Source organism: Paenibacillus turicensis, assembly GCF_050461185.1.
GTDB lineage: Bacteria > Bacillota > Bacilli > Paenibacillales > Paenibacillaceae > Fontibacillus > Fontibacillus turicensis_A.
This window is the reverse complement of record NZ_JBCMOR010000005.1, coordinates 1,743,656-1,757,460: the sequence shown is the minus strand read 5'-3', so window position 1 is coordinate 1,757,460 and position 13,805 is coordinate 1,743,656. Positions and strand designations below refer to the sequence as shown.

Sequence of the window (13,805 nt, the reverse complement as noted above, 5' to 3'; positions counted from 1 at the left end):
ATTTTATATTTCTTTCATAATCGTTTGTATTCCTTTTTTTATATCCTCCGAAGCTACTCGGGACACGTTTAATTTCAAATAATGCTCTGGCTGAGTTCGTCCAATATAATGGGAGTCCATCGTATCAATAATAATATTGTGTTTCTTTAACCGTGTACGTAATTCACCTATAGACACATTAGGTGCCAAGGTTAGGCAACTATGGATACAAGGGATCGATGGAGCAACATATTTTATTTTTTCCTCTACAAACGAAGTACAGGAGCGTAATTCACGATGCAACACTTGACTTCTTTCCTGATATTGCCCAACTATTTTTCCAATATGACTCTCGAACATTCCACTTTTTAAATAGATTTCTAGTGCACCTTGGGATAACATCGAACTGTCAATGTCATGAACTAGCTTGTACCGCTGGAAGGCATCAATAAGGGCGTTAGGGATAACCGCCGTTCCAATTCGCAAGCCCGGAAAAATAACTTTAGAATAGCTTTTTAAATAAATGACATGCTGATGTTCGTCATAAGTATATAAAGGATCATTTTTACCTGTATCTAGGTCTGCTAAATAATCATCCTCTACGATATAAACATCATATTTATGGGCTAATGCTAAAATGTCCAGCTTTTGTGTCTTCGTAAAGGAAGAACCAAGTGGATTATGAAAACGTGGCATCGTATAAAAAAATTTGATCTCCCCTGTGCTAAATAGAGCTTCTAATTGCCCTAGATCAATCCCTGCTGCTGTACGCTGAATCGTGCGATAAGGCAGACCACTTGCTTCAATATATTTAATAAACAAATGATAACTTGGTTGCTCCAGTAAAATCACTGATTTTCCATTTGGAAAAGGTAAGGTGGAGAGAAGTGCTAGTGCTTGCTGTACCCCTGACATAACAAAAATATTCCTTGCATTCGTAAACACTTGATATTCCATAAGTAATTTACGCATAACTTCAATTAAAGCAGGAAGCCCTTGTGATGTCCCATAAGTAAATAAATCTTCTCGATAAATATCAATTGCTTTATTAATGCAATGCCTGAAATCCTCGTAAGGAAAAATAGATGGATCGGGGGATGAGGCAGAAAAATCGATCAAGCTTCCGGGTAAATTACAAAAAGGGGACGGAGATTTAACAACATAATACCCGCTTTTTGGAACCGAATAAATGACGTGGCGACGCTCCAGCTCCATTAGTGCACGTATAATTGTGTTTTTTGTATAGGGATATAGTTCGGTTAGTTGACGGATGGAAGGCAAACGTTGTCCATCCTTATAAGGTGTAGTCTGGATTAACTGCTCTAATTGCTGCATTAAGGCTACATATTTTAACATAAGATTGAGATCCTTTCGCGAGTTTGGCAACCACTAATTTAAATAATGAGCCGTTATAGGTAGAATTGCTAACCTTGATCTGTACGGGTACAGATTACTCTTTTCATGATTGTAGCATAAGAAGACTTGGTTTACGATAAAGTTACATTCATCGGTATGAAAATTTATAAGCTACATTGAATAAGAAGGGATGGTCGTTCATGACGAGACAAAATTATAAATCATATTTAGCCGCAATCTCGTATAGTGTCATTATTGGTTTTTCATTTTTATTTATCAAATTTACGTTAGTAAGTGCACACCCGCTAGATACGTTAGCGCATCGGTTTACAGTTAGTATGGCTGCAGCAGCTTTAATCTTATTATTTTTTAAAAGAACACGCTTCTCAGTAACCTGGAAACAAATTATGGCAATTTTGCCGTTAGCTATCCTTTATCCGTTGATGTTCTTTTTATTTCAGGTATTTGGATTGAATTTTAGCTCGACGACAGAAGCTGGTATTTTTCAAGCTATGATTCCGATCTTTACGATGTTTTTAGCCGCAGGTTTTTTAGGAGAACGTCCACATCTTTATAGAAAGATTGGAATTGGGTTATCGGTAGGTGGGGTTATTTTAATTTTTGTGCTAAAGGGTGTAAATATCGGTTCAGGTAGTATGCTTGGTGGTGGATTAATTTTAATATCAGCATTCTCCTCTGCTGGTTACAATGTTTTGGCACGTAAGCTGGTACAAAATTATAACGTTTTTCAAATGACCTGTGTCATGACAGCGATTGCCTTTGTATTTTTTAATGTATTTGCATTAGGAAGACATATGGTGGTTGGTGACTTAAATCTATATTTCCAACCATTTTTAGACTTGAAATTTACTTTATCTATTTTATACTTGGGTATTCTTTCTTCATTATGTACGTCCTTTTTATCCAACTATGCATTAATTGAGTTAGAGGCTTCGCAAATGAGTTTGTTTGCCCATCTAGCTACACTTATTACCTTAGCCGCAGGGGCGTTTATATTAGGGGAGCCGTTAAGCTACTACCATATTATTGGTGCATTATTGATTATAGGTGGATTAATATTATCTAATTTGAAGGTTAAAAATAGTTCAACACAAAAATCGTAAAAAAGCTGACATAAACCCCTTGCAAACTTATACACTATAATGTATATTTATTCGTATGAATTTGTGTCTTGGGGGGAATGTGTGATGAGTATACCTGCTGTAGTTGTATGTAGAAAGGCAGATCTAAATGATGTAGAGCCTTTATTTGTGATGATTGATGATTATGCCAAGCGAGGTATTATGCTCCCAAGGTCACGTGAAGTGTTACAAAGACAAATTAATGAGTTTGTCGTCGCAGAAGTGGATGGAAAAGTAGTTGGCTGTGGTTCGTTATGTCAGTTAGGTGATGATCTCGTGGAAATTCGCTCCCTTGGTATTATGGAAGGTAATAAAGGACGTGGATTAGGTTCAATGATCGTAAACGAACTAACAGAGGAAGCACGTCGTAGAGGTTTGTTAAAAATTATGGCGTTAACCTATGAGGTCTCTTTTTTCCTGAAAAATAATTTTGCTGTTGTAGATAAAGAAATTTTCCCTGAAAAAGTATGGACAGATTGCGTGTTTTGTCCAAAGCAACACGCTTGCGATGAAATCGCTGTATACAAAGTACTAAACTAACTTTTGTTTTGAAAAAATCAATTTCTACCTTAACTGATATGATTTCAATATGTCAGTTCAACATACTAAATCTAAATTTAATATGGAATTGTAAATGAAATTTTAAAATTGAATTGATTAAGGGAACGGAGAAAAATTAGAAACTGGAGGAAGCCTTTATATTCGAAATTAAACATCTGAAAAGTATAATCAACATAATTTCGAGTATAACAGCGAATGAAAGTTCTGATTTTTCGTAGTTCCCTGCTCTTCGATTTTATTTCACTCACAAATGCTTCGCCTAAAATACCGAACTGACTTGACAATGCTCATGTCAGTTTGGTATTTTTGTATTAGTGATTAGCACTCATCAGAGTTGAGTGCTAACGAGTGGGAAAATTATAGTCTTTAGGAGGGAAACCTGCGATGTTAACAGAGCGCCAAAGAATGATTTTAACTGCAATTGTCGATGACTATATAACTTCAGCGGAGCCTGTAGGCTCACGGAGTATCTCGAAACGTGGAGACGTAGCTTTTAGTCCAGCTACCATTCGTAATGAAATGGCGGATCTGGAGGAGCTTGGATTTTTGGAGCAACCACATACTTCAGCAGGAAGAATTCCTTCACATAAAGGGTATAGATATTATGTTGATCATATTAAGCCGATCAATTTAATTTCACCAGAAGAAGTGATTACATTAAAATCCTCTTTTGCAGAGAAACTAAATGCAATCGAACAAGTGATTCAACAAGCCGGTTCTATTTTATCGCAAATGACTAATTACACTTCGATTTTGCTTGGACCTGAAATTTTCCATACTTCATTACGTCATTTTGAGTTGTTGCCACTAAATGAAAATCATGCAGTAGCGATCATCGTGACGAATACGGGGCAGGTTGAAAATAAAACGGTACCTATTCCGCCAGGTGTATCCATTTCTGAAATGGAGAAGGTCGTAAACCTACTTAACCATAAATTGGTAGGTGTGCCGATTTACAAATTAAAATCAGCAATTTATAGTGAAGTTGGTCAAGAAATGCAGCGTTATATTGATCATTATGAGGATTTAATGCACATGGTTGATCATGCACTAGATGGTAGTGGTTCAGAGGGACAACGCTTATTTTTAAGTGGGGCAACTAATATGCTTACACAACCAGAGTTTCGTGATGTTGAGAAGGTAAAAACGATTTTAGATTTGCTTGATGAAACACCTACAGTTTTAAAAATGCTGACCTCTGCATCTACAGGAAGTGGAATCCAGGTCAAAATTGGTACTGAAAACGATCACGAGGCATTTTCAAATTGTAGCTTAATTACAGCAAGCTATGCAGTTGAAGGTGAGGCAATAGGTACGATTGGGATTTTAGGTCCGACTCGGATGGACTATGGTCGTGTGATGGTTTTGCTGGATTTATTATCTAAGGATTTACCTAAAATATTAGCACGTCTTAGCTAACCTAGCTAAACTTTGTATATATAATCAACTTCGTAATTTAAAGAACACTTGTAGTAGGTTAAGGAGGTGAACAGCTTGAAGGACAAACAGAAATCTATGAATATCAATAGTGAGGAAGAAACAATGGAAACGATGAATGCGAATCAAGAATATACAGATTCTGATGCTGTGGAGGATGTTAATGAGTCAACTACAGTGAATCAAGAGGAGCAAGCAGTTGATATGAAGGATAACTCCGAGTTATCAAAGCTGCAAGCAGAATTAGAAGAGCAACAGCAGCGTGTGCTCAGAACACAAGCTGATTTTGATAATTTCCGTCGCCGTACTCAAAAGGAAAAAGAGGATTTAGCTAAATATGCATCTTCATTATTAATTACAGAGCTTTTACCTGTGATTGATAATTTTGAAAGAGCCCTTTCCACCGGAACAGACAATCCCGAAGTTTCATCTTATGCTAAAGGTGTTGAGATGATTTTCCGTCAACTAGAAGGGGTGCTTAAGGCAGAAGGTCTAGAGGAAATGAATTCCGTAGGTCAGCCATTTAACCCTGAGTTTCACCAAGCAATTATGCAGGTGGAATCTGATGAATATGAAGAAGGTATTGTTGTTGAAGAAGTACAGAAGGGTTATAAGCTTAAAGATCGTGTGCTTCGCCCTGCAATGGTTAAAGTTAGTAGCTAAGACATAAGGTGTTTCTTAAAATGTCCAGTACTAAAAAATATACATTTGTACAACCCACATACTTATAAGATTTCAAGGAGGAACTATCCATGAGTAAAGTAATTGGTATTGACCTTGGTACAACAAATTCCTGTGTTGCCGTAATGGAAGGCGGCGAAGCGGTTGTTATCCCTAACCCAGAGGGTGCGCGTACAACCCCTTCAGTTGTAGGTTTCAAAAAAGATGGAGAGCGTGTTGTTGGTGAAACAGCAAAACGTCAAGCGATCACAAACCCTGATCGTACAATTAGCTCTATTAAAAGACATATGGGTACAGCACATAAAGAAAGTGTGGATGGTAAGGACTTTACACCACAAGAAATTTCTGCGATCATCTTGCAAAAATTGAAAGCTGATGCAGAAGCATATCTTGGTCAGACTGTAACTCAAGCGGTTATTACTGTCCCTGCTTATTTCAATGATAGCCAACGTCAAGCTACTAAGGATGCAGGTAAAATTGCTGGTTTGGAAGTATTGCGTATTGTCAATGAACCAACAGCAGCTGCATTAGCATATGGTCTTGAAAAATCTGAAGACCAAACCATTTTAGTATATGACCTTGGTGGCGGTACGTTTGACGTATCCATCCTTGAGCTTGGCGACGGATTCTTCGAAGTTAAAGCGACTAGTGGTGACAACAGCCTTGGTGGTGACGATTTTGACCAAGTGATCATTGATTATTTGGTTGCTGAATTTAAAAAAGATCAAGGCATCGATCTTAGCAAAGATAAAGCTGCTGTACAACGTTTAAAAGATGCTGCTGAAAAAGCGAAAAAGGAATTGTCTGGCGTGTTAACAACTACAATTTCCTTGCCGTTTATTACAGTTGCTGACGGTGTTCCTCAGCACTTAGAATTAAACCTTACTCGTGCTAAATTTGAAGAACTATCTGCTGATTTAGTTGAACGTACATTAATTCCAACACGTCGCGCACTTAGTGATGCAGGTTTAACTTCTGCTGATATTAATAAAGTTGTATTAGTTGGTGGATCTACTCGTATTCCAGCTGTACAAGAAGCAATTAAAAAATTAACGGGTCAAGAGCCACACAAAGGCGTAAACCCTGACGAAGTGGTTGCCCTTGGTGCTGCGGTTCAAGCAGGTGTATTGACAGGTGATGTTAAGGACGTTGTATTGCTTGATGTTACTCCATTGTCTCTAGGTATCGAGACAGCAGGTGGCGTATTTACTAAAATGATCGAGCGTAATACTACGATCCCTACAAGTAAATCTCAAGTATTCTCAACTTATGCTGACAACCAACCAAGCGTTGAAATTCACGTATTGCAAGGTGAACGTGAAATGGCAGCTGGCAACAAAACACTTGGACGCTTTATGCTTGGCGATATTCCACTCGCACCTCGTGGTGTGCCGCAAATCGAAGTTTCCTTTGATATCGATGCGAACGGGATCGTTAACGTTTCAGCTACAGATAAAGGCACAGGTAAGAGCCAAAAAATTACAATCACCTCTTCAAGCGGTTTAAGTGATGAAGAAGTTGAACGTATGATGAAGGATGCAGAATTGCATGCGGATGAAGATAAGAAACGTAAAGAAATGGTTGAAGCTAAAAATAACGCTGACCAACTGATCTATAGTGTTGATAAAACAATTAAAGATCTTGGTGATAAGGTAGATGCTGCTGAAACTGAAAAAGCGGAAGCTGCAAAAGAAGAGTTGAAAAAAGCAGTTGAAACTGATAACTTAGATGAGATCAAAGCTGCAACCGAAAAATTAACAGAGATCGTACAACAGCTTTCTGTTAAACTATATGAGCAAGCTGCGCAAGAAGCAGGGGCAAATGGTGCTGCTGATGGCAATGCTGCAGGTGGTCCTGGTAAAGACAACGTAGTGGATGCAGATTATGAAGTTATTGACGAAGATAAGAAATAAGCTTCGATAAACATGTAAATGAACTGGTGAGCCGGGAAGGTCAAAGTGCGGGCGCTCCGCGCTTTGACTTTCCTTTTGCCGGATTAAGGGGACTTAATCCATATGCCAGTGATATAGACATATGGGGGTGGAAGAATGGCTGATAAACGTGATTACTACGAGGTGTTAGGACTTAGTAAAGACGCTTCTGATGATGATATTAAAAAAGCGTACCGTAAGCTTGCACGCCAATATCACCCTGACGTGAATAAGGCTGATGATGCGGAAACTAAGTTTAAGGAAGTAAAAGAAGCCTATGATGTGTTAAGTGACTCAGGCCAACGTGCAAGATATGATCAATATGGTCATATTGATCCAAATCAAGGAATGGGCGGCGGCTTCTCAGGTGGAGACTTTGGTGGCTTCGGCGATATTTTTGATATGTTCTTTGGTGGTGGTGGGGGTAGACGTGATCCTAATGCACCACAACGTGGAAATGATTTGCAATATACGATGACCGTTGAGTTTAAGGAAGCGGTTTTTGGTAAAGAAACAGACATTACGATTCCAAGAACAGAAAATTGTGACACATGTTCTGGTACTGGAGCGAAGCCTGGCACGAAGCCACAGACTTGTGGTGTATGTCATGGTTCTGGTCAAGAAGAGGTTGTACAAAACACGCCATTTGGTCGTATGGTGAACCGCCGCAGCTGTAGCAATTGTGGAGGTCGCGGTCAAATTATTAAGGAAAAATGTACGACGTGTCAAGGTAGCGGTAAAGTTCGTAAGCAACGTAAAATTCATGTGCGTATCCCTGCGGGTGTAGATGATGGAGCACAGCTTCGCATGACAGGTGAAGGTGAAGGTGGATTACGTGGCGGCCCTGCAGGTGATTTATACATTATTATTCGCGTGAAAAGTCATGACTTCTTCGAGCGTGAAGGTGATGATATTTATTGTGAGGTTCCACTTACCTTTGCTCAAGCTGCACTTGGTGACGAGATCGAAATTCCAACACTTACAGAGAAGGTTAAGCTTAAAGTACCTGCAGGCACACAGACAGGGACCTATTTCCGTCTAAAAGGTAAAGGCGTTCCTCGTTTACGTGGTATCGGTCAAGGTGATCAGCATATTAAAGTTGTGGTTGTTACACCTAGCAAGTTAAGTGATGAGCAAAAAGATTTGATGCGTCAATTCGCTGCACTGGATGGGGAGCAAACGCATGAGCATGAGCAATCATTTTTTGACCGTATGAAGCGTGCGTTTCTAGGAGATTAAACTTTGCTAATCTATTCTATATAGGTTTTAACCTTATTAACAGGTCGACATCTTTCGATGTCGACCTGTTATACTATATAATGCAATAGAGAGACATAACAAAAATTGTCTAGTAAGGGTGGTTTCCCTAAAGTAGAAAACCGAGGAATGGGGTCATATTTAGTGATGCTTAGAAGGAACCTAATTTATGATTAAGGTAATGATTGTTGAAGATGATCCGATGGTGGCCCAATTTAATCAGCATTATTTAGAGCAAATTGAAGGTTATCAATGCGTAGGGATGGTTACCTCAGTGGATGAGGCGATTGTAATGATTCAGGAGGTTAAACCACAGCTTATTTTACTTGACTTATATATGCGTAAAAAGGGAGGGTTTGATCTACTACGTTTATTGCGAAGTAATGCTGAAAATGTAGATGTCATTATCATTTCCGCAGCTAGAGATCCTGAAAGTATAAAGAAGGCATTGCAGTATGGTGCTGTTGATTATTTGATTAAACCGTTTCATTTTTCTAGGTTCAAAGAGGCTTTAGAAAATTACAGAGATAGATTTGATAAAATGACGGGGATGGAGCATGTGGGTCAAGAGGAGATAGACCATCTTATTAAACGTTCCCACAACACGCAAACGATGGTTCATGAGTTGCCTAAGGGGCTTACGTTAGGAACCTTAAATATAATATGGGATGTTATTAAGCAATATCGCCATGAGCTTTTTTCAACCGACGATATTTCAGCAAGCAGTGGGATTTCCCGTGTATCTGTCCGTAAATATTTATCCTTTATGCTTGAGATTGGTATTTTAGAAAGTGAAATTTCTTATGGAACAGGTGGCAGACCTTTAGATCAATTCCGTGTTGTTCCTGGACAAGAAAATTGGATTCATCAATATAAGAATTAATATTTTGAGCTGTTTATTGGCATTCTATTCCTTTAGAGGGGGTTCACACGCTGAAGCGATTGTGAGTTATATAGGAACCTTCTTATTTTCTAAATGAAAGGGAGAAAATGACATGGCAGAAAAAAATATTTTGGCTTATTTTAGAAGTCCAGAGGAAGCTGAAAATGCTGCTCGCAAGCTCGAAAGTATTAGAGTGCAATCGTTATCCATCGAGCGCTTTAGCAGGTATGGTGGCAACAGCTACGATTATAGTAATGTGATATCGGATACAATGAGGGGATTAGGATATGCGTCCTATTCAGGTTTTTTTGGGATTGCTAGCCAAGGTGTATTATCTGCTGCTGATCCATCCTCTAGTGGGATGAGTCATGGTGGAGCAGGTGGTCCTACGGGTTACGATGTATTACTTACTGTCATTGTTGACGATGCTTACCACCATCAAGCCTTACGTATTATCGAAGAAGCTGGCGGGAAAATATAAAATCCTCAAGGAGGGTTTTTACCTTTTTAGGCTCTGGGGTAGAAATCCTCTTATTTCCTCAAAATGCTAGTTGTTTTTTTGTCACTGCATGTATTCTATAGTACAATAGTAGTCATGCAAACATATAATGGAGGCGGATTTTTAATGATTTGGACTGAGATTACTATACATACAACTGAAGAAGCAGTTGAGATGATATCGAACTTTTTACACGAATCGGGTGCCGGTGGAGTTACGATTGATGAGCACGTAGATAATAGCAAGCCAAGAGATACCTCACTTGGACAATGGTTTGAAATTCCGCCAAACGACATTCCAGAAGGTGAAGCAAAAATTAGTGGCTACTTTCCAGAAGGTATAAATATCGAAGAAGTGATCCAGGTGATTACGGAACGTATAGCAGAACTGAAGGATTACAATATCGATGCAGGTAAAGCAAGCATAACTTCTAAGCCTGTGCATGAGGATGATTGGGCGAACAATTGGAAGCAATATTTCAAGCCACTTCGTGTATCTGAAAGGCTTACGATTAAGCCAACATGGGAGGAGTATACACCTGCAAGCCCACAGGAAAAAATTATTGAGCTTGATCCTGGGATGGCATTTGGGACAGGAACTCACCCAACGACTTCGCTATGCTTGCGAACATTAGAAAGTGTCATTCAAGAGGGTGACGAGGTAATTGATGTTGGTACAGGTTCAGGCATTTTAGCAATTGGAGCTTGTCAGTTAGGTGCATCACGTGTGCTTGCCCTTGATCTGGATCCTGTTGCTGTATCTAGTGCAACTGAAAATGTGAAGCTAAATAATTTGGAAGATGAGATCACTGTTATTGAGAGTGATTTATTGTCTGTAATTAAGGGAGAAGAGGTCTCTTCTTCGTTAGGCGTACAGTTGCCTGTACGTGTAGTTGTCGCTAACATTTTGGCTGAAATTATTTTAATGTTCCATGGCGATGTATACGAGGCGTTACAACCAGGTGGGTATTTTATTGCATCAGGGATTTATAAAAACAAGGTTGAGGTTGTGGAGGCAGGCTTAACAGATGTAGGTTTTGAGATTGTTGAAATTAATCGTGATGAGGATTGGGTCGCTTTTGTAGCGAGGAAGAGGTAACTAGCGTATGGAGTTTTTAGATCGTCTTTTGTATTATCCTGTAGCACATATGCCGTTTTTTTTAATCGCAATTTTGATTGCATTTTCTGTACATGAATTTTCTCATGCTTATTTTGCTAATAAGTTTGGTGATCCAACAGCGAAGCTACTCGGAAGAGTGACTTTAAATCCAGCTTCACATATTGATTTTTTTGGTGCCTTTTTATTAGTATTTGCTGGATTTGGTTGGGCTCGTCCAGTCCCCGTAAATAGAGAAAATTTCAGCAACCCACGTGTCATGAGCCTAATTGTAACTGCGGCGGGACCGATAAGTAACCTCCTGCTTGGGATTGTTGGTACTTTTATTTATATCGGTTTAAATCATTTTGGTGTTATTTCGAATGTAAGTGGAGATACATTAAGCTCATCATTAATATTGTTTTTCTATTATTTTAATTTTATGAACTACTTTTTATTTGTATTTAACCTTATCCCGTTACCACCACTTGATGGTTATCGTATTTTGGAGGAGCTTGTTCCACGTTCGGCATTAGCTTCCTTAAAAAGAATTGAAAACTGGGCAATGTTTATTTTCCTATTAATATTAATCGTTCCTCAGATTCAAATGTATACGATTAGTCCGTTACGCAACTTTGCTATCACGTTGTATTCCGGGTTTGTTAATTTGGCTTTTAACTTATTTTCATTATTTTAACGTTTTCGTTTGCTTATAATGATGATTAAGAGGTTTAGGACGATTTATTGAGATAAGGATGGATGAACGTTGCAACGTTATTTTGTACAACCAGAACAATTTGGTGATGAAACCGTGAGCATTACGGGTGAGGATGTCAAGCATATTGCTCGTGTCATGCGCTCGCAAATTGGTGATAAAATTATTGTTAGTGATGGGATTTCTAAAGTTGCCATTACTGAAATTGTGATGCTGGAGCAACAGGAGGTACAGTCACGAATCGTAGAGTGGCTCACTTCGCAAGCTGAACCTAAGCTGCAAGTAACCATTGCTCAAAGCTTGCCGAAAGGCGATAAAATGGAGATTGTTATCCAGAAATGTACTGAAATTGGTGCTACGACTTTTCTTCCTTTCTTATCAGAGAGAACCGTAGTTCAATATGATCAGAAAAAAGAAGCAAAGCGTACAGAGCGTTGGCGTAAAATCGCCAAGGAAGCGGCGGAGCAAGCACATCGTGATGTTGTTCCACAGGTGTTAGCCCCTATATCATGGAAACAACTACTGACTTCATTAGCAGACTTTGATTTAGTATGCTTTTGCTATGAGAAGGAAAATGGACAGCAGCTTAGGGATATTGTTGCTCCATTTGTGAATAGCATGTTACCTGATCAACAATATCGTGTGGCAATCGTAGTAGGTCCAGAGGGTGGCTTCAGCGAAGCAGAGGTACTTGCGGCGGAGACAGCAGGTGCAACATCTATTGGTTTAGGAAAAAGAATTTTGAGAACCGAAACAGCTGCAATGGCAGCTTTAACTTGTATTATGTATGAATCTGGAGAAATGGGAGGAGTCTAAAGCTATGCCGTCAGTTGCATTTTATACATTAGGTTGTAAAGTTAATTTTTATGATACGGAAGCGATTTGGCAGTTATTTAAAAATGATGGGTATGATCAGGTAGATTTTGAGCAAACTGCCGATGTGTACTTAATTAATACATGTACCGTTACAAATACAGGAGACAAAAAGAGTAGACAAATTATTCGTCGTGCGGTTCGTAAAAACCCGGATGCAATAATTGCTGTAACAGGTTGTTATGCACAAACGTCACCTGCTGAAATTTTAGATATTCCAGGTGTGGATCTTGTCGTAGGAACGCAGGATCGGGATAAGCTCATGGATTATGTGGAGCAAATTCAGAGTGAACGTAAGCCTATTAATGCGGTTCGGAATATTATGAAAACAAGAGAGTTTGAAGAATTGGACGTGCCTAATTTCACAGGACATACACGTGCATTTTTAAAAATTCAAGAGGGCTGTAACAACTTTTGTACATTTTGTATCATCCCTTGGTCTCGTGGTCTTTCTCGAAGCCGTGATCCACAAAGTGTTGTTGCGCAAGCGAAGCAACTTGTTGCCTCAGGGTATAAAGAGATTGTGTTAACTGGGATTCATACCGGTGGTTATGGCGATGATTTAGAAGACTATAGCTTGTCAGATTTACTAGTAGACTTAGATAAGGTAGAAGGCTTAGGACGTATTCGTATTAGCTCAATTGAAGCAAGTCAAATTGATGAAAAAATGCTGAATGTACTTAAAAACTCATCTAAAATGTGTCGTCACTTCCACATCCCATTGCAGGCGGGTAGTAATGAAGTGTTGAAGCGCATGCGTCGTAAATATACGATTGAGGAATATGCTGAAAAAATTAAAATGATTCGCGAGTTTATGCCTGAGGTTGCGATTACAACGGATGTTATCGTTGGTTTCCCTGGTGAAACGGAAGAGATGTTCCATGAAGGTTATGAAGCGATGAAGGCAATTGGCTTTTCAGAGATGCACGTATTCCCTTACTCTCAACGTACAGGCACACCTGCGGCGAAGATGGATGATCAAGTGGATGAAGAGGTTAAGCACGCAAGAGTGCACGAATTGATCGAGCTATCAGAGAAAATGCAGCTTGAGTATGCCAAAGGCTTTGAAGGACAAGAATTGCTAGTGATCCCGGAACGTGATGATAAAGGGGTTGCAGGTGATGGTTATGCGATGGGCTTTAGTGATAACTATTTACAGGTTCGCTTCCCATGCTCACAAGAGGTGACAGGCAAGTTATGTCGTGTTAAATTAACCAAAGCAGGAATCAACACATGTGAAGGTGAGCTGTTAGCTGTGAGTGAAGAACGTACACAGGCTGTCATATAATTAATAATCTATATTGTTTAAAATTAGTTTTTTAACCAAGGATTTCGTCCTTAGTCAATAGAGTTGCGTATAAAGTCGTAGCTGTTGGCTTAGTGACCTGAAATCCTT

13 protein-coding genes are annotated in these 13,805 nt (G+C 39.1%); 12 read left to right on the top strand and 1 reads right to left on the bottom strand.

The annotated features are described in order from the left end of the window. Nucleotides 1–3: 3 nt before the first annotated feature. Nucleotides 4–1,335: a PLP-dependent aminotransferase family protein gene (locus ABE099_RS10375; RefSeq protein WP_430029982.1), complete on the bottom strand. Its 1,332-nt coding sequence runs from the start codon at nucleotides 1,333–1,335 to the stop codon at nucleotides 4–6. 200 nt (nucleotides 1,336–1,535) lie between these two features. Here ABE099_RS10375 and ABE099_RS10370 point away from each other — a divergent pair, with 200 nt between their 5' ends. The 12 genes from ABE099_RS10370 (at nucleotide 1,536) to mtaB (ending at nucleotide 13,697) form a co-directional block, all read left to right on the top strand. Continuing rightward, complete coding sequence (locus tag ABE099_RS10370) at nucleotides 1,536–2,459, top strand: DMT family transporter (protein WP_430029979.1); 924 nt, start codon at nucleotides 1,536–1,538, stop codon at nucleotides 2,457–2,459. Between the two features lie 84 nt (nucleotides 2,460–2,543). Next, nucleotides 2,544–3,017 carry an N-acetyltransferase gene (locus tag ABE099_RS10365; protein WP_430029977.1) on the top strand — a complete coding sequence of 158 codons (474 nt, stop codon included), beginning with the start codon at nucleotides 2,544–2,546 and terminating at the stop codon, nucleotides 3,015–3,017. Nucleotides 3,018–3,422: 405 nt separating this feature from the next. Beyond that, nucleotides 3,423–4,457 carry a heat-inducible transcriptional repressor HrcA gene (gene hrcA, locus ABE099_RS10360; RefSeq protein WP_430029975.1) on the top strand — a complete coding sequence of 345 codons (1,035 nt, stop codon included), beginning with the start codon at nucleotides 3,423–3,425 and terminating at the stop codon, nucleotides 4,455–4,457. A 75-nt stretch (nucleotides 4,458–4,532) separates the two neighbouring features. Continuing rightward, nucleotides 4,533–5,138, top strand: coding sequence for a nucleotide exchange factor GrpE (gene grpE, locus ABE099_RS10355; protein WP_425342980.1), 606 nt, complete (start codon nucleotides 4,533–4,535; stop codon nucleotides 5,136–5,138). Nucleotides 5,139–5,227: 89 nt separating this feature from the next. Then, on the top strand, nucleotides 5,228–7,069 hold the full coding sequence (gene dnaK, locus ABE099_RS10350) for a molecular chaperone DnaK (RefSeq protein ID WP_430029973.1): 1,842 nt from the start codon (nucleotides 5,228–5,230) through the stop codon (nucleotides 7,067–7,069). A 135-nt stretch (nucleotides 7,070–7,204) separates the two neighbouring features. Next, nucleotides 7,205–8,326, top strand: coding sequence for a molecular chaperone DnaJ (dnaJ, locus tag ABE099_RS10345; protein ID WP_430029971.1), 1,122 nt, complete (start codon nucleotides 7,205–7,207; stop codon nucleotides 8,324–8,326). 187 nt (nucleotides 8,327–8,513) lie between these two features. After that, entirely contained in the window at nucleotides 8,514–9,227 is a 714-nt protein-coding gene (locus ABE099_RS10340; RefSeq protein WP_430029969.1) for a response regulator, read from the top strand. 112 nt (nucleotides 9,228–9,339) lie between these two features. Then, entirely contained in the window at nucleotides 9,340–9,708 is a 369-nt protein-coding gene (locus ABE099_RS10335; protein ID WP_430029967.1) for a hypothetical protein, read from the top strand. A gap of 144 nt (nucleotides 9,709–9,852) precedes the next feature. After that, the gene (gene prmA / locus ABE099_RS10330) at nucleotides 9,853–10,824 is read left to right on the top strand and encodes a 50S ribosomal protein L11 methyltransferase (RefSeq protein ID WP_430029965.1); all 972 of its coding nucleotides are present in this window, start codon (nucleotides 9,853–9,855) and stop codon (nucleotides 10,822–10,824) included. Nucleotides 10,825–10,831: 7 nt separating this feature from the next. Beyond that, complete coding sequence (locus ABE099_RS10325) at nucleotides 10,832–11,518, top strand: site-2 protease family protein (RefSeq protein WP_210087977.1); 687 nt, start codon at nucleotides 10,832–10,834, stop codon at nucleotides 11,516–11,518. Between the two features lie 69 nt (nucleotides 11,519–11,587). Continuing rightward, on the top strand, nucleotides 11,588–12,352 hold the full coding sequence (locus tag ABE099_RS10320) for a 16S rRNA (uracil(1498)-N(3))-methyltransferase (RefSeq protein WP_430029963.1): 765 nt from the start codon (nucleotides 11,588–11,590) through the stop codon (nucleotides 12,350–12,352). Nucleotides 12,353–12,356: 4 nt separating this feature from the next. After that, complete coding sequence (gene mtaB, locus ABE099_RS10315; RefSeq protein ID WP_430029961.1) at nucleotides 12,357–13,697, top strand: tRNA (N(6)-L-threonylcarbamoyladenosine(37)-C(2))-methylthiotransferase MtaB; 1,341 nt, start codon at nucleotides 12,357–12,359, stop codon at nucleotides 13,695–13,697. Nucleotides 13,698–13,805 lie beyond the last annotated feature (108 nt).

Bases quoted from the DNA above. Each gene is read 5' to 3' on its own strand.
- ABE099_RS10375 (WP_430029982.1), bottom strand. From the start codon at position 1,335: ATGTTAAAATATGTAGCCTTAATGCAGCAATTAGAGCAGTTAATCCAG.
- ABE099_RS10370 (WP_430029979.1), top strand. From the start codon at position 1,536: ATGACGAGACAAAATTATAAATCATATTTAGCCGCAATCTCGTATAGT.
- ABE099_RS10365 (WP_430029977.1), top strand. From the start codon at position 2,544: ATGAGTATACCTGCTGTAGTTGTATGTAGAAAGGCAGATCTAAATGAT.
- hrcA (WP_430029975.1), top strand. From the start codon at position 3,423: ATGTTAACAGAGCGCCAAAGAATGATTTTAACTGCAATTGTCGATGAC.
- dnaK (WP_430029973.1), top strand. From the start codon at position 5,228: ATGAGTAAAGTAATTGGTATTGACCTTGGTACAACAAATTCCTGTGTT.
- dnaJ (WP_430029971.1), top strand. From the start codon at position 7,205: ATGGCTGATAAACGTGATTACTACGAGGTGTTAGGACTTAGTAAAGAC.
- ABE099_RS10340 (WP_430029969.1), top strand. From the start codon at position 8,514: ATGATTAAGGTAATGATTGTTGAAGATGATCCGATGGTGGCCCAATTT.
- ABE099_RS10335 (WP_430029967.1), top strand. From the start codon at position 9,340: ATGGCAGAAAAAAATATTTTGGCTTATTTTAGAAGTCCAGAGGAAGCT.
- prmA (WP_430029965.1), top strand. From the start codon at position 9,853: ATGATTTGGACTGAGATTACTATACATACAACTGAAGAAGCAGTTGAG.
- ABE099_RS10325 (WP_210087977.1), top strand. From the start codon at position 10,832: ATGGAGTTTTTAGATCGTCTTTTGTATTATCCTGTAGCACATATGCCG.
- mtaB (WP_430029961.1), top strand. From the start codon at position 12,357: ATGCCGTCAGTTGCATTTTATACATTAGGTTGTAAAGTTAATTTTTAT.